Annotated in this window: 16 protein-coding genes and 2 pseudogenes; 15 read left to right on the top strand and 3 right to left on the bottom strand. The window is 68.8% G+C overall.

All coding sequences use genetic code 11. The annotated features are described in order from the left end of the window. Window positions 1-734 precede the first annotated feature (734 nt). On the top strand, window positions 735-1,532 hold the full coding sequence (locus tag HB370_RS00195; protein WP_030793503.1) for an AfsR/SARP family transcriptional regulator: 798 nt from the start codon (window positions 735-737) through the stop codon (window positions 1,530-1,532). 214 nt (window positions 1,533-1,746) lie between these two features. Here HB370_RS00195 and HB370_RS00190 read toward each other — a convergent pair whose 3' ends face one another. Both HB370_RS00190 and HB370_RS41300 read right to left on the bottom strand, forming a co-directional pair. Then, window positions 1,747-3,213 (bottom strand): MDR family MFS transporter, encoded by a 1,467-nt coding sequence (locus HB370_RS00190; protein WP_051816177.1) that lies wholly within the window; start codon window positions 3,211-3,213, stop codon window positions 1,747-1,749. A gap of 156 nt (window positions 3,214-3,369) precedes the next feature. Next, a complete protein-coding gene (locus HB370_RS41300; protein WP_078637801.1) occupies window positions 3,370-3,978 on the bottom strand; it encodes a TetR/AcrR family transcriptional regulator in 609 nt (202 codons plus the stop codon). A gap of 227 nt (window positions 3,979-4,205) precedes the next feature. Between HB370_RS41300 and HB370_RS41500 the strand changes: the two genes are divergently transcribed. The 3 genes and pseudogenes from HB370_RS41500 (at window position 4,206) to HB370_RS00170 (ending at window position 6,815) form a co-directional block, all read left to right on the top strand. Then, the gene (locus HB370_RS41500) at window positions 4,206-4,676 is read left to right on the top strand and encodes a hypothetical protein (protein ID WP_051816175.1); all 471 of its coding nucleotides are present in this window, start codon (window positions 4,206-4,208) and stop codon (window positions 4,674-4,676) included. A 484-nt stretch (window positions 4,677-5,160) separates the two neighbouring features. Next, window positions 5,161-6,272, top strand: a pseudogene (locus HB370_RS00175) (RHS repeat-associated core domain-containing protein); the annotation flags it as partial. A gap of 306 nt (window positions 6,273-6,578) precedes the next feature. Next, a complete protein-coding gene (locus tag HB370_RS00170) occupies window positions 6,579-6,815 on the top strand; it encodes a hypothetical protein (protein ID WP_030793486.1) in 237 nt (78 codons plus the stop codon). Window positions 6,816-7,319: 504 nt separating this feature from the next. On the opposite strand, the gene HB370_RS00165 is transcribed toward HB370_RS00170, so the two are convergent. After that, window positions 7,320-7,562: a hypothetical protein gene (locus tag HB370_RS00165; RefSeq protein WP_157855665.1), complete on the bottom strand. Its 243-nt coding sequence runs from the start codon at window positions 7,560-7,562 to the stop codon at window positions 7,320-7,322. A 118-nt stretch (window positions 7,563-7,680) separates the two neighbouring features. Here HB370_RS00165 and HB370_RS00160 point away from each other — a divergent pair, with 118 nt between their 5' ends. The 11 genes and pseudogenes from HB370_RS00160 to HB370_RS00100 all read left to right on the top strand — a co-directional run bounded on the left by HB370_RS00160 (window position 7,681) and on the right by HB370_RS00100 (window position 20,924). Beyond that, window positions 7,681-8,859, top strand: coding sequence for an ATP-dependent DNA ligase (locus HB370_RS00160; protein ID WP_342451001.1), 1,179 nt, complete (start codon window positions 7,681-7,683; stop codon window positions 8,857-8,859). Window positions 8,860-9,319: 460 nt separating this feature from the next. Further along, window positions 9,320-11,854 (top strand): MobF family relaxase, encoded by a 2,535-nt coding sequence (gene mobF, locus HB370_RS41490; protein WP_244405292.1) that lies wholly within the window; start codon window positions 9,320-9,322, stop codon window positions 11,852-11,854. A 551-nt stretch (window positions 11,855-12,405) separates the two neighbouring features. After that, window positions 12,406-14,082 (top strand): annotated as a pseudogene (gene mobF / locus HB370_RS00135) (MobF family relaxase). A 198-nt stretch (window positions 14,083-14,280) separates the two neighbouring features. After that, entirely contained in the window at window positions 14,281-14,502 is a 222-nt protein-coding gene (locus HB370_RS41485; RefSeq protein ID WP_106980808.1) for a hypothetical protein, read from the top strand. Then, window positions 14,499-14,993 carry a transposase family protein gene (locus tag HB370_RS41480; RefSeq protein WP_244405290.1) on the top strand — a complete coding sequence of 165 codons (495 nt, stop codon included), beginning with the start codon at window positions 14,499-14,501 and terminating at the stop codon, window positions 14,991-14,993. Before HB370_RS41485 ends, HB370_RS41480 begins: the two co-directional genes overlap by 4 nt. A 502-nt stretch (window positions 14,994-15,495) precedes the next feature. Continuing rightward, a complete protein-coding gene (locus tag HB370_RS00125) occupies window positions 15,496-17,751 on the top strand; it encodes a glycoside hydrolase domain-containing protein (RefSeq protein WP_030793472.1) in 2,256 nt (751 codons plus the stop codon). A gap of 8 nt (window positions 17,752-17,759) precedes the next feature. After that, window positions 17,760-18,098 (top strand): hypothetical protein, encoded by a 339-nt coding sequence (locus HB370_RS00120; RefSeq protein WP_030793469.1) that lies wholly within the window; start codon window positions 17,760-17,762, stop codon window positions 18,096-18,098. Window positions 18,099-18,118: 20 nt separating this feature from the next. After that, window positions 18,119-18,844, top strand: a complete 726-nt coding sequence (locus HB370_RS00115; RefSeq protein WP_030793465.1) for a hypothetical protein — start codon at window positions 18,119-18,121, stop codon at window positions 18,842-18,844. 456 nt (window positions 18,845-19,300) lie between these two features. Next, the gene (locus tag HB370_RS00110; RefSeq protein WP_157855663.1) at window positions 19,301-19,711 is read left to right on the top strand and encodes a hypothetical protein; all 411 of its coding nucleotides are present in this window, start codon (window positions 19,301-19,303) and stop codon (window positions 19,709-19,711) included. An 83-nt stretch (window positions 19,712-19,794) separates the two neighbouring features. Then, entirely contained in the window at window positions 19,795-20,397 is a 603-nt protein-coding gene (locus HB370_RS00105) for a peptidase inhibitor family I36 protein (protein ID WP_157855662.1), read from the top strand. Window positions 20,398-20,408: 11 nt separating this feature from the next. Beyond that, on the top strand, window positions 20,409-20,924 hold the full coding sequence (locus HB370_RS00100; RefSeq protein WP_051816171.1) for a hypothetical protein: 516 nt from the start codon (window positions 20,409-20,411) through the stop codon (window positions 20,922-20,924). Window positions 20,925-21,123 lie beyond the last annotated feature (199 nt).

Raw genomic sequence — 21,123 nt, 5'->3', positions numbered from 1 at the left:
GTTGGCTTCGTGGGCCCGCGGCCGGCGGAAGCCTCCAGACGTCGCTCCTCGCCGTCAGGCAGGCCGTCCGGCAGGTGGTTGTGGCTGGCCGGCTGGGGCCGGAGGCACTGCTGTGTCCGGCCCCAGCCGTCTGCCGCCAACGGGCGTGTGCCGCTCCGGGCGGGGTCGAGCGCCGGTCCGCGCCTGTGGCCACCGCGCGCAGGGGGGGGGACAGAGGTGGGCTGCCGGAAGACTCTGCTCCTGGCAGCCCACCAGCCCCGAAAAATGCTGACGGCAGCGGGTTTTCGGACTGTTCGGAGGTACGGTGCCGCTGTCGCCGTCGGGCCGCACGCGGTGCGGGCCCACTCCTTGTACGGCTCCACGCGGTCGGTGAGCACCGCGTCCACGTCGGCGGCCTTCGCCTTCTCCCATGCCGGCGGCCAGTTCGCGGCCCAGGTGTAGACCTTCAGACCGGCGGTGTGCCAGTCGCGGACCGCATTCGGGGTGGCGAGGAATCGGGAGACGTTCAGCGAGGTGCCGTACCGCGCCGCTTCCTTGCCCGTGATCGGCGTCTTCTCGTGGGTGAGCGCGGTGTGCAGTTCGGGTGCGGCCCGGCGTACGGCGACGACCGCATCGGCGTTGAAGCACGGTGGTCACTTCTACCTGGACGTCCACCGGCAAGGCGTGGCCGACGCCCTCTCGCAGGCTCTGGAGCGGGTGGCCCGCCCGATGGAAACGCTTGGAGGCAACGGACGATGAGGTACGAAATGCTTGGTCCGCTCCGCGTCGCGGACGGGACCCGGTGTTCATCTGTGAATGCCCGCAAAGTGGAGATCCTCTTCTCGGTCCTGCTCATCAGGGCCGAACAGGTCGTCTCCTCGGAGCAGTTGATGGGGGAGATCTGGGGCGAGGACCTGCCCCGCCGGGCCACCGCGGGACTTCATGTGTACATCTCGCAGTTGCGCAAGTTCCTCAAGCGGCCCGGCCGCTCCACCAGCCCCGTCGAGACCCGCGCCCCGGGCTATGTGCTGCACATCGGCGACGACGAGATCGACGCTCATGTCTTCCCCCGACGCGTCGAGGAGGGACGGACCCTCCTCCGGCAGGGCCGCTACGAAGAGGCCACGCGGTGCTTCGAGCGAGCCCTCGACCTGTGGCGAGGACCGCTCCTGGGACCCGGAGGCAACGGCCGGGACGCCAACGGCCCGATCATCGACGGATTCTCGACCTGGCTCACCGAAACCCGCCTGGAATGCCAGGAGATGCTCGCCGAGTGCCGGCTCCATGTCGGGCGCCACCGGGAGACCGTGGGCACGCTCTACGCGCTCACCGCCGAGAACCCGATGCGCGAGACCTTCTACCGTCAGCTGATGCTGGCGCTGTACCGGTCGGAACGGCAGGCCGACGCACTGAAGGTCTATCAGGCGGCGCGCCGGACCCTCAAGGACGAACTGGGCCTGGAGCCCGGCCGTGCGCTGCAGGAGCTGCGGCGCGCCATCCTCGCCGGGGACAACCGTCTGATGACGGTGCCCGCAGCCCGCTCCGACCGCTGACCGCCCCACCGCCCTCCGTCCCGCCCCTGTCCGTTCCGGCACCGCGACCTCCTCGACCCCTTGGCCCATGACCGCCCTCGCTCCTTCGCTCCTCCTCGCAGCGCCGAGTCCCCCCACCGGCATCGGAGTCCGACAGCCGGTCGCGCGGGGGAGCGGCGCGGAGGAGAGAGGAAGGGAGGGGCGCGACGGGGGTGGACACGCCCCTCCCTTCCGGTCAGAGGACGGGGACCGACGCTTCCCCGGCGTGCTGGTGCTGTGTCGGCTTGCGGGACGGGATGAGCAGGGCGAGCAGGACGGACACGACCACGAACCCGATGACCCACCAGAAGGTGATGCCGTAGGCACCGGCCAGGCTGTCGGGTGTGAGGTCCCTCGTCTCGATCAGATGGTCCATACGGTTCTGGGCCACGAGGATCAGCACGGCCGAGCCGAACGAGGAGCCGATCTGCATGATGATCCGGTTCGCCGCGCTGGCCCGGGGGATCACCGGCCCCGGGATGTCCCGGATCGCCCCGGCCATGGCGGGTGCCATCACCATGCCGGTGCCGGCACCGCTGAGCGCGAGCGCGGCGCCGAGGAGGACGACATGGGTGTCCGCGGCGAGCTGGGTGCACACCAGCGCACCGACGGCGGTGAGGGCGAGCCCGCCGATGACGAGCAGCCGCGGCGAGGTCTTGTCCGCGACCTTGCCGACGACGAGCAGTGACACGGCCATGCCGACGCCCTGCGGGGCGAGCAGCAGACCGGCCTCCAGCGCGCTGTGGTGGCGCACCTGCTGGAAGTAGAGCGGCAGCACACCCACCGCGCCGAACAGCGCCACGCTCGCGAAGAACAGCACGGCCGACGAGGACAGGAAGCTGCGGACCTTGAGCAGCCGCAGGTCCAGGATGGGATTCTCGGTGCGCAGCGCGTGCACCGCGAACGCGGCGAGCAGCGCGAGCCCGATGGCCAGCGGAATGACCGTATGACGGTCCGCGAACGACCCGTACTTGCTGGCCTGGGTGAGTCCGAACACCGCCACGGCGCAGGCGGGGGAGAGCAGCAGCAGACCCGGGACGTCCAGGCGTCCGGCGGTCGGTGACTTGCGCGAGGGCATGGTCCGCCAGGCGATCACGATGGCGGCGACGCACACCGGCACGTTGATGAAGAAGATCCACCGCCAGTTCCAGTCGTCCACGATGGCGCCGCCCACCACCGGGCCGAGCACCGGCCCGAGGGCGGAGGGAATGCCCAGGACGCCCATCACCCGGCCCAGCCGGCCCGGCCCGGCCTCCTGCGCGAGGACCGCCATGCCGAGCGGCAGCACCATGCCGCCGCCGAGACCCTGGATGACCCGGAACGCGATGAGGCTGTGGGCGTCCCAGGCGGCACCGCACAGCACGGACCCGACGAGGAAGAGGGTGATGCTGGTGATCCACATGGTCCGGGCGCCGAAGCGCTCCATGGCCCAGCCGGAGATCGCCATGACGGCGGCCATCGCCAGGAGGTAGCCGGTGGTGACCCACTGGATGGTGAGCAGGGTGGTGTCGAACTCCTTCAGCAACGTGTTGTAGGCGATGTTGGTCATCGTGGCGTCCATCTGCATCATGATCGACCCGAGGGCCACCGTGACCATGAGGCTGATCAGCCGGGGCGGAAGACGATCGCCGGCTGTCTCGTTGACTTGCGTGGAAGCGCTCATCGCGCGATCTCCTTCCACGCCGCTAAAGTGCGGTAAATGTTTACTGCATAGAGGGTGCGAGGATGCATGGTCCTGACAGTGGGGTGAAGTGACGGGGTCGGCCGGTGATCGCTGGGGGCGCGGTCGCCTCGCGACCCCAGCGGTGTCCGGCGGGCGCTAGACGCTTGCCGCCGAGGGGCCGGTCATGCCGTCCAGAAGCTGTCCGAGCGTCAGCTCACGGATCTTCTCCACGCCGAGTCCGGCGGTCTGACGGCTGATCAGGGCGTCCCCGCGCGGGCCCAGGATCGCGCTACCGATGAGCGCGCTCATGGCGACCCCGTGAGCTATCTCGAAGGGGCAGTCCTGGCGGAACACTCCTTCCTCCTGTCCGCGCTCGTAGAGCTTCCGCAGCTCGGTGGGGAGGGCGTCGGTCGACGGGATGGGCAGGGTCTGCCAGTCGTTGAGGGATTCATGGAGCCAGAGGCCCACCAGAGAGGGCAGGCTGGCCAGGGCGTCGCCGAGGGCGGTCAGCGCCATCGCCATGCCTTCGTAGGGCGGCAGGGTCACGGCTCGCTGCAGGGCCGGATGCCAGGCGTCGTGCAGTGCCTTCATCTGGTCTTCGAGGGCGGCCTTGTAGAGGCCCTCTTTGCTGCCGAAGTGGTGATAGATCATTCGCTCATTGACGCCGGCCCGGTCGACGATCGCTTGGATGCGTGTGCCTCTCAGGCCGTACTGGGCGAACTCCTCGGCGGCTGCCGCGAGCAGTCGAGCCCTGCTTCCTGTCATGTAGTAAATGCTTACAGAGATCCGCCCGCGGTGCAAGCATCCAGGTGAGGGGCGCTCAGAGCGGGGGCGTCGGCAGCACACGCCGCATCCGGCCGTTATCAGCCCTGCTTAAGACCCGGTGTCAACGATGAGGTGCATGGCACCTATACAAAGGGCCGGGGAGGCCGGACCCGCCGGCGCGCCCGAGCAGGCGGACGGACTGCGCGGCCGCACCGCGAGGCCTGGCCGTGACGTCGTACGCCACCGCCCAGCGGCCTGGTGACCGGGCCTTCCAGTGCGACGCGACCGCTGTGTGCACGGCGCCGGACGGCACCCGCCCCTACGCCCTGCTCGACGGCGTCGGCAACACCCCGGCCGTCCGCTCCTGGACCCGCACCGCCGCCCTGCGCCTGGCCCCCGCGGCCGCCGGACACGCGGACGCCGAGGCCGGCCTGCGCGCCGAGTACGGCCACTACGCCGCCGACCCCGCCCGCACCGCCGGCCACGACCTGCCCTGCGCGGCGGCCGTCGTCGCGATCCACGTCCCCGGCCGCCTCCTTTCGGTCGCCTGGTCCGGCGACGCCCGCGCCTACCTCCTCCTCGACGGACACCTGCGCCGGCTGACCGAAGACCACAACGCCCGCCGGGCGTGCGTCGGCGGGGACCGCAACCTGATCACCGCCTGCCTCGGGGAAGCACGCAGCGACGAGGAGACCTAACGCCTCTGGGGCCACCCGACCATCGAGTATCTGCGCGGCCCGGCCCGGCCCGGCCGGGCTGGCTGCTGCTGCTCGCCTCCGACGGCGCCTGTGAACCCCACGAGGGCGCCGGCCGCGACCTGGCCGGATACCTCACCGGCACTCCGCACGCCGCCGCCGAGCGCCTGGTCGACGACGCCGTCCGGCGCGCGCACGAACTGCACGGCCCGTACGCGGACAACGCCACCGCCCTCGTCGCCCGCATCACCCAGGACTTGTCCGGGCGATCAAGTTCGTAGCCAGACTGCGGGCCCTGCGGAAGTCCCGCGCCGACGTGGAGGCCCTCGATTACGGCCGGGCTGCTGCACCTGCAGCAGCCCGGATCACGCACCGGCTGGGGGACCGGCCCCTGAGTGCACGAACCGCTGCGTCAGGGTGAGTGATCGGGCGGCTTGGCCATGGCGGCGCCGTCCAGGGTGTGCTGGGTGCTGGGTGCTGGGTGCCCCAGGACCCGGCGGGCAAGACCGACTACACCTGGAACGAGGTCAACAAGCTCACCGAGCTGAAGGACCCGCAGGGCCGGGTGACGACGTACCAGTACAACAAAAACGACGTGCGTACCACGACCACCTACCCCGGCGGCACGGTCCAGAAGGTCGACCCGGACAACTCCAGCCGGCCGAAGAACATCAAGGTGACCTCCGACCAGGGAACCCTGGTCGACCTGGACTACACCTACGGCTACGGCACGAACAACGCCACCGACGGCAGCAAGATCCGCACCATGACGGACAACGTCACCGGCCGCAAGCGCACCTACACCTACGACGGCGCGGGCCGCTTCTCCTACGCCAGTGAGGTCAAGGCCGGAAGCGTCGTCGACTCCTGGCAGTACTGCTACGACCTCGCCGGCAACCTCACCTCCCAGGGCACTGACCAAGGCTGCCCCCGCACCACCACCTACACCTACAACGACGCCCAGCAGCTCACGTCGAAGTCCGGCACCAGCGGCACCTGGTCCTACGACCCGGTCGGCAACGAGACCGCCGGCGCCTCCAGCGACGACTACCTGCGCACCGGCGAGACGTGGACCGACCACTCCCAGATGTCGTCCATCACCGTCAACGACAAGACCTACGCGGGCCAGTACGGTTCCACCGACCAGAGCGAACGCATCCGGCTCGGTGACACGTACTTCCACAACGGCCCGCTCGGCCTGTCGGCGAAGTCGACGGGCGGGTCGACATGGGCTTCAACCGCGAGCCCGGGGGCACATTGAACTCCATGACGACCGGGGGCAAGAGCTACCACTACCTCACCGACGCGATCGGCTCGGTGATCGGTCTGGTGGACGTAGACGGCAACGAGGTCGACACCTACACCTACAGCCCCCGCGGCGTCCGTCTGCTGGCCCAGTCCAGCGAGCCGGTCGACCAGCCCTACCGGTTCGCCGGCAACTACCAGGACCCCACCGGCCTCTACCACCTCAAGGCCCGCTACTACGACCCCAACATCGGTCGCTTCACCCAGCCCGACCCCTCCGGCCAGGAGAAGAACCCTTACCTCTACGCCGAAGGCGACCCCGTCAACCGCATCGACCCCAACGGGCTCTACAGCCTGGCCGACGCCATCGACGACGGCAAGAGGAGGTCTACGACGCCGTCTCCAGCGCCGCACAGGGCGACACGGACGCTCTGGTAGCCCAGGCTTCCGGTATCGCGGCCGGCAGCGTGGTCGAGTCCGCTTGCCAGTTCGTGGCCGGCGTCGCCGGAGCACCCACCGCAGGCGCCGGAGCAGTGGCCGTCGAAGCAGGGTGCGGTTACGCGAGCACCGCCGTGGGCGACTGGACCTCGAACACAGTCTTGAAGTCATGAACGACGGGCGGCCACCACCGGGTGGCCGCCCGTCCGCCAAGGAGACACAGTGGGACGAACCTTCGAGAATCTGTACGGCAGCAGGCAGGCAATCCGCAGAAACGCCCTGATCGTCACCCTCGCCTCCCTGGTCGCCTACGCCTTGTCCGTACTCCTGTGGGCGAAAGGAGGGCTCGGTGCCGCGTATCCACTGCTGATCGTGGTTGCCGTCGCCGATGCCGTCTGCCTGCTGGTCTACCTGTCATTCCGCAACAAGCGTCCCGGCGGTAAGGGAGAGGGCAGCTGATGGAATTCGCACGTACAGAGGTGACTCCCGGAGGAACGCTCGGTGTCCTCCTGTTCATCGTGGCCATCCTCTGCGTCGTCATACCGATCGTGATCAACCGGCGCCGCAACCGGTAGGAGGTATGCCAGGGCCGCCGCTGCCCGTGCCTGCGATCACCGTGGTGGACACCAGAGCCGCCCATGAACACCCGTCGCCATCCCGGGTAGGAAGAAGAAATCCGCGAAGGTCAGGGCACAGCCCACCGTGGCGGGCCCGTTCACCAGTGCCCAGCAATCCGGGTGGGCGTCAGCCGTTGTCAGCGGACAAAAAGACTACCCCAGCGATCTGACGGCAGCGCTGCGCGGCGCTGAGAGACGTTCGACCTCGACAGCAACATGTCCTGCGCGCTCGTCCTCGGCTACGACGAGACCGCCCTCAGGGCAAGAAGACGGCGATGGACTTGCTGTATGGCAACGCCATCCTCGACGAGGTTGCTCTGCCCGCCCGGTACCGGATCGGCGACGGCTACGACGACGACGCCTTCGCATACATCCCAAACCTCCGCGTGGTGCCCAGCAGCCCCGCCATGGCCGGCGCGGACACGAGCTGGGCGAGCGCACCGGCCAGGACCTCGAGGGCGGCGGCCACATCCTCCACCGCGCCCGCACTCCACCGTGAAGGATCGGCGGCGTCGGCCAGCGTGCACGCCGCGACGACGGCCTCCTCCGCCAGCGCCCCCACCTTGCCCGGCTCACCAGTCGGCTTCATGTCCCGCCCAACGAGATGTGACCGCGCATGGTCATGCGCGCTGATCACATGATGACGCCCGTGACACCGTTGGCCGCCTCCGGTCGCGGGGGCACCGGGCTGCCCGTAGACCGGACACATGGTGCTTCGGCCGCCGGTGGAACCGATGCTGGCCCAGGCCCGCGACACGGTGCCCGCGTTGGGCGCGCTGCCCGGGGAGCTTCGGTTCCAGCCGAAGTTCGACGGCTACCGTGCGATCGTCTTCACGCCGTGGCCGGCGCCCGGCCCGCTGCTGGTGCAGTCCCGCCGCGGCAGCCTCCTGCAGAGCCGCTTCCCGGACCTCGTGGCCGCTGCCGCGCGCCTGCCCGACGGCCTGGTCTTCGACGGTGAGCTGGTCGTGTGGGCCGAGGAGAAGATGTCGTTCGAGGCGCTCCAGAGGCGCGCGGTCTCCGGCGGCCGGACCGCCGCCCGTCTTGCTGCCGAGGCGCCGGCGCACTTCATCGCCTTCGACGTCCTTCAGATCGACGGCCAAGCGCTGCTGCACGTCCCGTACGGCGAGCGGCGCGCGCGGCTGGAGCGGCTGTTCACCGACCACCGGCTGAGTGCCCCGTGGACGCTCTGCCCGGAGACGACCGACCTGGCGACGGCGCAGGAGTGGCTGACGTCCTGGACGCAGGTGCCCGGCGTCGAAGGGCTGGTGATCCGGGGGAGCGGCCAGCGGTATCTGCCGGGAGCCCGCGCGCTCTACAAGGTGCGCCGCCGGGACTCCACCGAGGCGGTGGTCGGCGCCATCACCGGGACCGTGCGCCGGCCGCAGACGCTCGTGCTGGGCCGCCTTGACGCGGCCGGGACGCTCCGGCCGGTCGGCCGCAGTACGCCGCTGCGGCCGGACGCTGCACGCGACCTGGCCGACCGGCTGACACCGGCAGGACCTCGGCACCCCTGGAAGGGTGTGCGGTTCACGACCTCCTGGGGGTCGCGCACGCCGCTCGACGTCGTGCTGGTCGAACCCGTGTTGGTGGCCGAGATCACGGTGGACACGGCTCTGGAGCGCGGCGCGTGGCGGCACCCGGTGCGCTTCGCCCGGATCCGGGCTGGACATCGCCGTCACCGACGTCCCACCCTTCGGCGCGGGTGTCGAGCCCGCCAGCGGGTGACCGGCCGTGCCCACCGCTCCCATGGTCCGGGGCCGTTGAGGATGTCGTGGGTGCCAATGCGGCGCCAGATGATGTGCGGTGTGCCGGGGCGGCACGCGGGCCCGTACTCCCACGTCGCGCGTCCTGCGGGGCCGGTGCCCATGGACCAGGTCAGTTCGTAGACGCCCGGTGCTCGCTGGATGCGCTTCACGCGGAGGCCGGCGCGGAAGCTGCCGGTGCGCAGGTCCTCGACGAAGGCCGCCACGGTGCGGCGGAATCGGCGGCGCTGTTCTGGGGTGAGGCGGTCCAGGTCGGAGATGAAGCGGGGGAGGGCCTCGAAGGTGGGCACGGTGGGCTCCTCCGGGCAGCACGACGAAGCCCCCGGCGGGTGCCGGGGGCTGCTGTAGGCGGTGCTCGTTGGTGGTGTCGTTCCTTGGCGCTGGATGATGCTCAGTGGTGCTTGTTGGTGCCGTTCGGGTCGTGGTGTGCGTGCTGCCGGAGAGCGATGACATTCGCGTCCGACCGGGGCCGCGTCCCGCCCGGCGGGACGCGGCAAAGAAAGTTCGGCCGCTGCTCCCGCCTGGCGGGACGTACCGCCGATCGGCCTTTCCTTGCAGGTCACAACCGTGTGGCGTGGTCTGCATGACAGTGGATATCAGGGTGATCCGGGCCGGGCAGATGTACCGCTACTACCTGCGCGAGACCGTCGTCGGCGACGGCCGTCGCCCGGCGCGCACACCGCTGCGCGCCGCCCAGGAGCAAGCCGGTGTCCCGGTCGGCCGTTGGATGGGCCGGGGACTTGCCGTGCTCGGACTGACGGCGGGTGAGGAGGTCACCGAGGCGCAGCTGCGGAACCTGTTCGGCGAGCGGGGCCGGCACCCGTACGCAGACCGGATCGAGGCCGACCGGCTCGCCAAGGGCGAATCGGCGAAGAAGGCGTTCAAGGCCGGCGCCCTCGGACGCCACGTGACGGTGACCGGTGTCGACTTCGTGTTCCGGCCGCAGCCGACGATCTACCTCCTATGGGCGTTCGGGGATGAGGAGACCCGTCGGGTGATCGAGGCCGCGCACGAGCAGGCGATCGAGCGGGTGCTGGAGTGGATCGAGGACGAGGTCGCCGTGATCCGGTACGGCAAGGACGGCATCTACCGGGTGAGGCCGCCCGGCGGTCTGGTCGCCGCCCGCTTCCGCCACTACGAGGCGCGCTCCGGCCGCCCCTTGCTGCATGACCATCTGCTGCTGTCGGTTAAGGGGCAGCGCCTGGACGGGAAGTGGGGCTCGATCCACACCACGGCCCTGCACGAGAACACGGTCGCGGCCTCCGCGCTCTACAACGAGCTGGTGGCCGCGGAGGTCTGCGAGGCGCTGGGGCTGGCGACCGAGCCGCGCATCGTCACCCCGGGGCGCCGGCCGGTGATGGAGATTGCGGGGGTGCCGCACGAGCTGATCCGCTGGACCTCCCGGCGCAGCGACCAGATCGCCGCCTGCCTGGCCGAGCCGGAGCACGAATACGTCACCGCCGTCGACGACGACGGCGAGCCGCTCTTCCTGCCCGTGGTCTCCGAGCGGGCCCGCGCCAAGATGAACCAGATCGCCGCCCGCAAGACCCGCCCGCCCAAGCAGAAGACCCAGCCGCTCGCGCAGCTGCGCGCCTGGTGGAAGGTGAGCGCGATCCTCACCTCCAAGGTCGCCGCCGACGTCATCACCTCCCTCCTCGAGCACGCCCGCGCCGCAGCCGCGATCCGGGCCCGCGTCACGGCCACGGTCGATGTCGCCTTGGCGGCCGTCGACGTCACCGCGACGGTGTTCGTGATGAACGAGGGCGGCCGCTTCCACCGCCGGCACCTGCTCGCCGAAGCCCGCCGCTACCTCGCCCTGGTCCTGCTCGGCCGCCGCCGCGACCCCGGCCTGGACGAGGAGATCGTGGCCGTCGCCATCTCCACCCACTGCCTGGACATCACCGAGCCGACAACCACGATCGGCCTGCTGGCGGACTACCGCCTCTACACCGCCCGGTGGGACCTGGCCGACCTCCCCGCCCGGCCCCGCCCACCCACACCCGCGCCCGACCCGGACCGGCAACCCCCGGCCGATCCCCGCGAGCCGGCTGCGCTCCGGCCACCCGGCCAGGACGCGGGGGAGTGGGAAATACCCCGCATCCCGCTCCAGCACGACCGTGCCGCCCTCGCCGGTGCGGTGCTGCGCGAGAAGCTGCGCACCACCACCGCCACCGCCGTGCGGGGCCGGGCGTACGACGTCGTCACCCACCAGCAGGCGGCGATGCCCGAGCAGCTGCTCGCGCCCGAGCCGGCCGACCCCGAGCACGACGACCAGGAGCCAGAGGCCGGGCGCCCAGAGGCGATCGACATGACGGCGCTGCGCCCTGCGGGAATCCCGCACGGACATGGAAGCCCTCGATCTCACCGCCGACCGACTGCGCCGCATCCAGGAGGCGGCCACCAAGATGGTCAACGACTCCCGCGCCCGCGCGAACCGCCACACCGCACCAGCCGACGCCGACGCGGTGCGCCCGGACGACCAGCAGGCGCACCGCCCACAGCAGCCCGGACCGCACCGCGGCCCGGAGGCCGGCCACTGAGTGGACCCGATGGCGCGCAGCCGGTGCGGTGGTGCGCACCGGGTGACGCCCGGCTCCATTCCACCGAGTGGAGCCCACCGAGTGAGCGCACCGCGACGTACACCTACGGGCCCTACGGCGAGCCGCGCACCAACTCCGGCACCCAGCAGCCCTTCCGCTACACCAGCGCCTATCTCGACCCGACGGGTCTGTACAAGATGGGCGCCCGCTACTACGACCCCGACCTCGGCCGCTTCACCCAACCCGACCCCAGCGGCCAAGAACAGAACCCCTACCTCTATGCGGCGGGCGATCCCGTGAATGGCACAGACCCCACAGGGCTGTCTGCCTGGGACGTGCTTGGCACAGCAGGAGATGTGATTCAGGCAGGTGCCCACCTGTTCCAGGGAAACACACAGGGTCTGTGGGGGGACGTGGCTGGCTTCGTAGCGGGCGCAGCCGTCGGGTCCTTGTGCGAGTCGGTGATGCTCGGTGGGGCACCAGTAACTGGGGGCGCCTCTGCTATTGGAGGACAAGCAGTGTGCTTCGCCGGCGCGTGGGGAGCGAGTCAGGCTGCTTCGAACCTCGTATCGGGTTAAGACAGCCGGGTAGACGAAGAGCAGTGTCCGGATGCCAGATAGGAGCAACTGTGCCTCTCGGTTGGACCAGTGAACAGAAGGCCGGCATCAGACAATGGTGGCAATTCGGCACGATCTTCACAGTGATCGGCGTGCTACTGGGCGTCATTCTCATCGTCAAGGGAAACGCTGGCGGTTGGGGACTGCTCGTACTACTCCTCGCGGTATGGGGAGCTGCCACCTACTGGTTGCGTACGGCACGACGAAGCCAGCCATAGAGCAGCTGAGAAGCGCAGCGTGAGGGGCCGGCAGCACAGCGGGCACAGGTCTCCGTGGAGCAGTTCGCTATTCATACGGCGGACTGTGCACACACCGGGGGCTTACCGTCTCGGGCTGGCCCGGCGGCCCGCCTGACGGGCGCTGCGGTAAAGATCTGGTGATGCCCTCCCGCCCGGCGGGAAGCACCCCGGATCACGCTTCTGCGCAGGTCAGCGCCCGGGTTCCATGGGCCGATGATCAGCATGTCGAGTATGCGCCCGGGGCACGGGGTGCGCTACCTCTTCCGTGGCGTGATGGTCGGTGACGGCCACCGCCGGGCGGGCACGCCGCTGCGCGCCGCCCAGGACGAGGCCGGTGTCCCGCCTGGTGTGTGGAAGGGCCGGGGCTTGGCCGCGCTCGGTCTCAGGTCCGGGGATGTGGTGACCGAGCGGCAGGCCGAGCTGCTCTTGGGGGAGGGCCGGCACCCGGACGCCGACCGGATCGAGCGCGAGCTCCTGGCGCAGGGCAAGAGCCCGGCGCAGGCGCGGCGGGCGACCGTGCTCGGCAGGCCCATCGAGCACAACCGCTCACCCAAGACCGACAAGGCCAAGGAACGAACCCCCTGGCTGGCCTTCGACCTGGTCTTCCGGCCCCCGCCGACGGCCCACCTCGCGTGGGCCCTGATGGACGACGAGCACCGCCTGGTGCTGGAGCGGTGCGACGACGTCGCCCGCGACAAGACCCTGGCGTGGCTGGAGGAGTCGGTCGCGCAGATCCGCTCGAAGGCCGGCGGCAAGCAGCGGGCCCGGGTCAAGGACGGGCTGATCGTCGCGGTCTTCAGGCACTACGAGTCCAGAGCCACGGAATCCAGGCCCCTGCTCCACGCGCACGCGGTGGTGTCGATCCGGGCCCGGCGGCCGCACGACGGGAAGTGGGGCAACCTGTCCGCGGACTCGCTGATAGCCCACATCGTCGCCGCCGACACCCTCTACTCCCTCCATTTCATGGAGGAGGTGACGGCCCGGCTCGGGTGGGCGTGGGAGCCGCGCGAGGTGACCCCGGGCCGCCGGCCCGTCATGGCCATCGCGGGTATCGACCGGCGGCTCATCGGCTGGCAGTCGACCCGCCGCCAGCAGATCGAGGACGCGCTGCCCGTCCTGACGGCCAGGTACGAGGAACAGCAGGGGCACGCGCCGGGGGAGAAGGCCGGCTACGCGCTGGCCTGCCAGGCCGCCGACCAGACCCGCCCGCCCAAGCGCACCGAGCAGCTGTCGCTGACCGAACTGCGCAAGCGATGGCGGGACTCGGCGATCCGGGCCTACGGCGCCGACGTCATCGACCGGCTCGCCGAGCGGGCGCGGGCGGCAGCTGCAGCGGTATGGGCGCGGGTGCGGCCGGTGGTCGACACCGTGCTGGCGGCCGTCGACGTCGTCGCCGTGGTGTACGTGATGCGCGGCGCCTTCAAACGCCACCACCTGCTCGCCGAAGCCCGCCGCCACCTCTCCTACGTCCAGCGCGGCCGGCCCCACCAGCCCGGCCTGGACGAACAAGTCGTGCAGACCGTCGTCGACGACTACACCCGCCCCGTCGGGCGCGGCCGGATGATGACCGCCGACCTGCGCGCCCTCTACCCCCGCGACACCGAGGACCAGGCCGTGCTGCGCCCGCTGACCCGCAAGCGGACCGTGCCGCCGTACGAGCGGGCCCGCCTCGCCGCCGACGCGCTCAGGGCACGGGCCCAGGCCGTGGGCGGCACGGACCGACCGGCCGGCCGTGCCCCGGAGTAGACGACTGACGTCGACACGGTGAATGAGACCCGTCGGATGCTCGCCGAAGCCGCTCTCGCCAGAGTCCTGGAAGGCGCTCGGGAGCGTGCCCTCCTCGCCCCTGGCTCCCGACCGCAGCCTGCGGTGGCGGCCCCGCTGCCGCACACCCAGCAGCCCGGCACCCAGCAGCACACACCGGGCCGAAGCACAGGAGGAGTCAGGTGAGCACCCCGTGACTCCAGGAAGCCGAGCGCCGGCCGCCGGGCAGTCGCGCCGGTCTCGCTCCCGCCAGAGCCGGAACAGGGCGCGGCCGCGCGCCGCGATGCCCGCGCCCTGTGCCGCGCGCGGCACTCCGCCCCTTGGCTGTAGCGACGATGCTGGGCACCGCCCACCTGGTGGAGTCCACTCGATGGGCTCCACCGAGTGGAGCATCTGCTGCGGCGTCACCTGAAGGCGATACGGTCCAGGTGGCGGATCCTGCCGCCCGGGAAGATCGCTGTGATCGTCCTGGCTGTCCTGCGTCACAACCAGCGCCTGGCCGACTTGGCCGGCGGCAACAACGTGTCCGAGTCCACCGTCCGACGCTGGCGTGACGAGCTGATCGCCTGCTCGCCGCCCAGGCACCGCGCCTGGACAGCGCCTTGAAGAAGGTCGCCAGGCAGGGCGGGGAGGTGGTCCTGATCGACGGCACCCTCATCCCCACCCAGCGCCGCACCGGAAAGGCCGACCGGCGGAACTGCTCCGGTAAACACCGCCATCACGGCCTGCACTTCCTCGCCTTGACCGACGAGAGAGGCCGGCTGATCTGGATATCTGCCGCCCGGCCCCGCCGCACCCATGACAACACCGCCGCCCGCCACGACCACATCCTGGCCCACCTGCGTGCCGCCGGCCTCGGGGCGCTGGCGGACCTCGGCTTCCGCGGCTCGGACAACGACGTACTCAACCCCGTGATGTCACCGGATTCACCGCCAGCCGCACCCACAAGCTCACCCACGGCCAGAAGACCGCCAACCGCGACCTCGCCGACGGTCGCGCACCGCTCGAACACGGCTTCGCCCACCTCAAGAACTGGCGGATCCTCACCAAGCTCCGTACCGATCCCGCTCGCGCGACGCGCGTCCTGCTCGTCCTGACCAACCTCGAAGTCAACCGCTGACGGGTGATCTACTCCGCGACTCCCGCCCACGACCGGCACGAACAGCCCGAAAGACCGTTGCACCAGCCCTTTTACCTGCAAGTTAGTGGAAGCTCACCGAGGCACCCGCCAGGACCCGGCGGGCTCGGCACACCTCGGGCGATCGGAGTGCCGCGACGCCTCGCCGCCCGGGCACGCGAGCACCTACTTTTCGGCCCAGTTTCCCATGAGCCAATGTCTCCGCCCGCCATCGGTTTTTTAGCGAGTACTTTCCCGTAACTGCACAGGACTTGGTGTTGGCTTGCCCAACCAGGGCACCGCTTTCCCGCCACTTCGTCGATCTTCTCTTGTGCCTCCAAGTACTCACCCGCCTACAGTGGTCCCACTCGCCTCGAACGCGGCTGACCACCCGTTCGAACAAGGGGCGTATCGGCACGGCAACGGGGGAGTCGCTTGCATCATCGTATGGCTGCCTCCTGCCGCAAATGGGAGGGGTGCTGATGGCCGACCAGATGGTTTTGCAGGCGCAGAAATTCGTCAACGCGACTTACGGCAGCCGGATCGGCATGACCGTCAAGGAGGACGGGCAGACCGGTTGGAACACTATGTACGCCCTCACTCGCGCCCTGCAGTGGGAGTTGGGTATCAGCCCTGTGTCCAACAGCTTCGGCCCCGGAACGCTGTCCGCCCTCCAGTCGAAGCACCCGAAGATCAATGCTTCCACGGCACCCTCGGCGGACTTCATACGCATCGTCCAGTCCGCCCTGTACTGCAAGGGCTACGACGGTGGCGGCATCGACGGCAAGTTCAGCGACAGGGTCGCCTCCTCGATCGCCCTGCTCAAGCAGCGCATGGGCGTCGACCAGGTCTACAAGGGCAGTGATCTGGTGCCGAAGGTGTTCAAAGGGCTGCTGAACATGGACGCCTATGTCACCGTGGGTAACGGGACCGACACGATTCGGAGCATCCAGCAGTGGCTCAACGGGCGCTACGTTAACCGACAGGACTTCTTCATCGTCCCCTGCGACGGAATCTACTCGCGCGACGTCGCCAAGGCCATGATCTACGCCGTGCAGTACGAGATGGGCATGGCCGACGGCACCGCCAACGGCAACTTCGGCCCCGGCACCCAGGACGGGCTGAAGAACCACACGGTCGCGGTCGGCGCGAAGGGCACCTGGGTCCTGCTGTTCACCGCCGCCATGATCTTCAACAGGCGGTATGGGGTGTCCTTCGAAGGGGCCTTCACCGCCGGCTTGGCCGACGCGGTCCGCGAGTTCCAGTCGTTCGTGAAACTGCCGGTCACCGGCGCGGGCGATTTCTCCACGTGGGCCTCTTTGCTGGTCTCGTTCGGAGACCAGTCCCGCAAGGGCGAGGCCTGCGACTGCGTCACCAAGATCACTCCGGCTCGTGCGGCGGCGCTGAAGGCGGAGGGCGTCAAGTACGTGGGCCGCTACTTGTACAACCCGGCGGCCGTTCCGAGTGGCAGCACCAAGGAGAAGGAGATCCAGCCCGGCGAGCTGGAGACCATCGCCGGCAGTGGACTGCGCTGCTTCCCCATCTACCAGACCTACGGGCGCGGCAAGGACTCGTTCAGCGCGCCGCAGGGCACGGCGGACGCCATCTCCGCCGTCATGCACGCCGAGCGGCACGGCTTCAAGCCCGGTACCCGTATCTACTTCGCCGTCGACTTCGACGCCGTCGATGACGAGGTCACCAGCAACGTCATCCCGCATTTCCAGGGCATCAACGACGGCATCGAGTCAACCGGCGGCAAGTACCTGGTGGGTGTCTACGGGCCTAGGAATGTCTGCTCGCGTGTATCCGAACTCAGGCTGGCCGACGCCAGTTTCGTGTCCGACATGTCGTACGCGTTCTCCGGCAACTTCGGCTACCCTATGCCGAACAACTGGGCCTTCGACCAGATCGTCACCAAGACGGTCGGTTCCGGAGACGGCAGTATCAACGTCGACATCAACATCGCACAGGGCAGGGACATCGGACAGAACTCCTTCGATCCGTCACCGTCCAGCGGTTCCGGCCTCGACGTCGAGTTCAACAACACCTTCTGGGACGCTCTGCGCGCGGACATCCGGGCCTACATGGAGTCGGTCGGCGTACCCGAGTCGAACTGGTACACCAAGTGGACCACCACTGAAGCCATCGACTTCGTGCTCAGCTGGGACAACGTGTTCACCGACCTGGCCCGCCGGTACAGGATGCGCAAGGCACTGATCCAGATTCCCGTACTGTGGGAGATGCGCCACTACAACGTCAGCAATATCCTCAAGGTCGACGACCGCTACTCCGACGCCGCCGTGTACCAGTACCACACCGGTAAGCTGCCCGACTGGTGGCCGGATAAGATCACGGAGTCGATGCGGGACTCCTCTACCGGTCTGGCGCAGATCTTCGGAGTCACCGCGATCAATGCGAGGAACCTGGCGGTCGACCGCGGGCTGCTGTCCGCGACGTCCCGGCGCAACCCGGACGACGACGCCGACCTGTTCGAGATCTGGACCAAGCTGCGGACGAACAACTCCTTCACCATCGCGACCGTGCCGTTCGTCCACATGTACCACGCCTCCCTGATCGGTGTTGCCGGGCCGACCGTCGACTCCTCGGAAGCGGACACCGAGAAGGTGCTGATCCGCTATCAGGGCACCACCGAGGACGCGACGACGGAGGGGAGGAAGCGCATGGGCCTGTACCGGGTCTTCGAGAAGTACTACGCACCGATGCGCGAACACGCCTGATGAAAGGCATGCGGCCACCGTGGCCGGCGCTGCTGGTCAATCTCCTCGTCGGAATCCCGGCCATGGTGCCCCTGTACAGCCTGTGGTGGCTGTCCGAACGCCGATGGGGCGGATCTGTCATCGGCCGCTCCAGCACGATCGTCGAAGTGTGCGGGGCCGACTGCGACCGGACCGGCGTGGCCGCGTGGACCGCGACCACATCCGGGCTGCTGGTGGTGCTGCTGCTGGCCGTGGCGTACGTTCTCGTGCCGTTGCACCGTGACCGGCCTATGAGGCTGTGGCTGAAGGCCATGCCAGTCGTCATCGTCCCCTTCCTCATATTTCAGGCCGTTTCCTCGGCCCTGTAGCCAACTCTGGAGTGACGCACGTGAGTGCTGGCATATCGCGCCGTACCCTGCTCTCCCGCACTGCCGCCGTCGCCGGCGGTGCGGCCCTGGCTTCGCTCGCTGGAAACACGCTGCTGGCCCCCTCAGCCCAGGCGGCCGTACCACCCATGACCGACGGTCCGGCCCGGGACCGGGTGACGACAGGTGAGCCGTCCCTGAACGGCTGGGAGATGGAGAAGTCCGCCGACGACGGCGGCAACGTCTGGACCCGCCCCGTTCTCGGCACCCCGCTCGACGGCGTGCAGATCCGGATGGGGGACGTCGAAACCGTACTCGTCCACACCATCCAGCGGTTCCACTACGAGATCGACACGCTCCGTCCCGGTGATGTCGGCGGCTGGCAGCACCCCGCAAAGATCCGCAAGGGGCTGGCGGAGTCGAACCTTGCATCGGGGACGGCCATCCAGATCCGCCCAGGCTTCTACCCTTCCGGACAGCGGGGCGGGTACTTCCCGAACCAGCTAGTGATCGTCCGTGACATCCTCGCCGATCTGGAAGGCGTCGTCCGGTGGGGCGGTGATGACAAGAAGGCCGATGAAGCCCTGTTCTACATCACCGTCAAGCCGGGGAACGGCCACCTGGTCAAGGTCGCCGACAAGCTCCGCGGATGGGCCGCGACCCCGGGCGAGGGTGCCGGGTCGACCACCGACCCGTTCGCGCCGAAGAGGCGCCGGGCCGCGGAGCGACTGGCACGCCTTCAGGCCTGACCTGCGTTCGTGGTTTACGGGCGGATGACCCGTGCTGTCAGTCCTGGCCCCGCCTTTCTCCTCTCAGGACGCTGTGCGGACCACGCCCCAGCTTCTTCCGCTCCGCCGACGAAGGCTCCGCCGCCCGGCGCCCGGCGCCCGCACGAAACTCGCGAACGCTGCCCCTGTCGCAAGACGGGAGCCACCGGACAAACCAGAGCGACATGTCCATGCCCACCATGGTTCAGCAGATCTAGCTACGACTAGCTCCGCGTCTGAAGGGAGATTCCAGGCCAAAAGGGCAGGGGCTCGCCAACGTGACCGGGCAGTCCGGGCATCGTCACGCCGCTCGCTACCAGGGAAGGGAGCAATTTATGCGTACGTCTACGACGTCGAGGGGGACGGGAAGGGTCCCATCACCAAGGACTTGCTGGGCTCAACTTTGCTCCAGCACGAGCCTCTTGCCACGCTGATGCAATGAAAAGAACCCTTCCCGCATTCCTGTTGACCGCCGCCGTCCTGCTGTCGGGTTGCAGCACAGAGACCTCGTCGAAGAGCGATCCGACCACTGCCGGCGGCCCGCCGACCACCAGCGCCTCCCCGTCCGACAGCGAAGGTGACCTGGCGGCACGCTACCGCCGGGCCGGCGGAGACCCGGACGTGTACGGCATCAAGCATGCGAAGAACCGAAACGGCGTGCTGACCCTGACCGTGTGGACCCGCAAGAAGTCGGGTTATGGGAGCGGCTTCGACAAGTTCGACAGGACGTTGACGTCCTTCCTAATCGGGACGGGCGTCAGCCTTGATCAGGGCTATGTGCTGAACGTGTACGGCCCTGACGGGTCCAGATTGCACCACTACGACACCACTATGGAGAACACCTCGTGATACGCAGACCCCTTGCCTCCGTCCTCCTGACGGCCGCCTCCTCGGGCGCCCTCCTCTTAGGCACTGGTCCATTGACGCACGCGGTGGAACGCACCGCGGAACCGTCGGTCACCGCCACCCCAGACCCAACCGAAGAGCCGACGGACCCGACGGCAAACCCGGTGAATCCGGTGATCGCCGACTACGACGGGCGCAAGATCAACCTCGCCGAGTCGTGGGAAGGCGCAAACATCTGCACCGAGCTCCCCAACGGGGAAGTCCACTGCTACGACACCGATCAGGAAGCCCTGGCAGACCCCGATCTTCCTGCACAGGTCCGTGAGCAGTCCCTCAAGGCATCCGCGCTTCAGGCTTCCGACCCGCGCGACAACTGCGCCGCCGACTACTGGTGCCTGTATCAGGACGCCAACTACAAGGGCAGGAAGTTGCAGTTCTCCAGCGACGGCAAAAAGAATCTGGGCGACTACGGATTCCGCGACAAGCTCAGCTCGGTCTTCTACTGGGTCGGTCAATGGAGCCTCAACTACGGGGACGCCACGATCTGGGACTCCCGGTCCTGGCCACTGGACGACCGGCAGCGCCAGCTCGAGCCGCCCAAGGGATGGCCCAACTTCCAGAACCTGCCCTATCCGGGCGGGGGGAACTGGAACGACAAAGTCGACACCTTCGAAGTCAATCGCGCCTGAGAGGAACGTCCGTGCGTAAGACGCTCATCACCGCGGTATGCCTGTCAGCGGCTGGCACACTCGCTCTCGCGGGGCCGACTTCGGCTGCGACGGACACCAGCGACTTCACCGTCACCTTCCCGGATAAGAGGCCAGCGTCGACATACTATGTGGCGAACGAGGCCAAGCTGATCTCCGGCAACATTTCCGCCAAGTCCCACGTGAGTTGGCAGATTCTCGACGACCAGGTGGTGGACCTCAGCAAACGGTTCACCAGCTTCAAAATCACCACGCGACTCGAGTCCCGTCCGGGCAAGGACAACCCGGATGCGATCGAGGCGACCAAGACGTGTAACCTAACCAAGCTGGTCAACGACAACTACACGTGGTTCCTCGACGAGCCGGTCAACACGTGCACCGTGCCATCGACGCTCTATGACGGTGATTTGTGGTGGTCATCGGACTCCACGGTCGTCTACGACATCGAGGGTGACGGCAAGGGGCCGGTCACCGAGGAACTCCTGGGTTCACCCCTCGTCCACGGCTGACCCACACGCGGAGGGGCCCGGACCGAACACCTGGCTCCTCCGCCGCGTGACCGTTGCCGTCTTGCCGCGGCAGTTCGACCAGTTCCGCGCGCCGCGCGGTGAACCGTGCCAGCAGCTTGGGATCCATATATCGGATCATAGAAGGCCGCCCGGCCATCTTGAGCAGGAAGCGGCGAGTCCACCGTTGACGGACGATCTA

The sequence above is a fragment of the Streptomyces sp. DSM 40868 genome (genome assembly GCF_011820545.1).
GTDB classification, from domain to species: domain Bacteria; phylum Actinomycetota; class Actinomycetes; order Streptomycetales; family Streptomycetaceae; genus Streptomyces; species Streptomyces eurythermus.
Note: the sequence above shows the minus strand (reverse complement) of the source record. Positions and strands in the feature narration are given on the sequence as shown.

Excerpts from the sequence above, each read along its gene's own strand:
- HB370_RS00195 (WP_030793503.1), top strand. The coding sequence starts at position 735 with ATGAGGTACGAAATGCTTGGTCCGCTCCGCGTCGCGGACGGGACCCGG.
- HB370_RS00190 (WP_051816177.1), bottom strand. The coding sequence starts at position 3,213 with ATGAGCGCTTCCACGCAAGTCAACGAGACAGCCGGCGATCGTCTTCCG.
- HB370_RS41300 (WP_078637801.1), bottom strand. The coding sequence starts at position 3,978 with ATGACAGGAAGCAGGGCTCGACTGCTCGCGGCAGCCGCCGAGGAGTTC.
- HB370_RS00165 (WP_157855665.1), bottom strand. The coding sequence starts at position 7,562 with ATGAAGCCGACTGGTGAGCCGGGCAAGGTGGGGGCGCTGGCGGAGGAG.
- HB370_RS00160 (WP_342451001.1), top strand. The coding sequence starts at position 7,681 with ATGGTGCTTCGGCCGCCGGTGGAACCGATGCTGGCCCAGGCCCGCGAC.
- mobF (WP_244405292.1), top strand. The coding sequence starts at position 9,320 with ATGACAGTGGATATCAGGGTGATCCGGGCCGGGCAGATGTACCGCTAC.
- HB370_RS00125 (WP_030793472.1), top strand. The coding sequence starts at position 15,496 with ATGGCCGACCAGATGGTTTTGCAGGCGCAGAAATTCGTCAACGCGACT.
- HB370_RS00120 (WP_030793469.1), top strand. The coding sequence starts at position 17,760 with ATGCGGCCACCGTGGCCGGCGCTGCTGGTCAATCTCCTCGTCGGAATC.
- HB370_RS00110 (WP_157855663.1), top strand. The coding sequence starts at position 19,301 with ATGAAAAGAACCCTTCCCGCATTCCTGTTGACCGCCGCCGTCCTGCTG.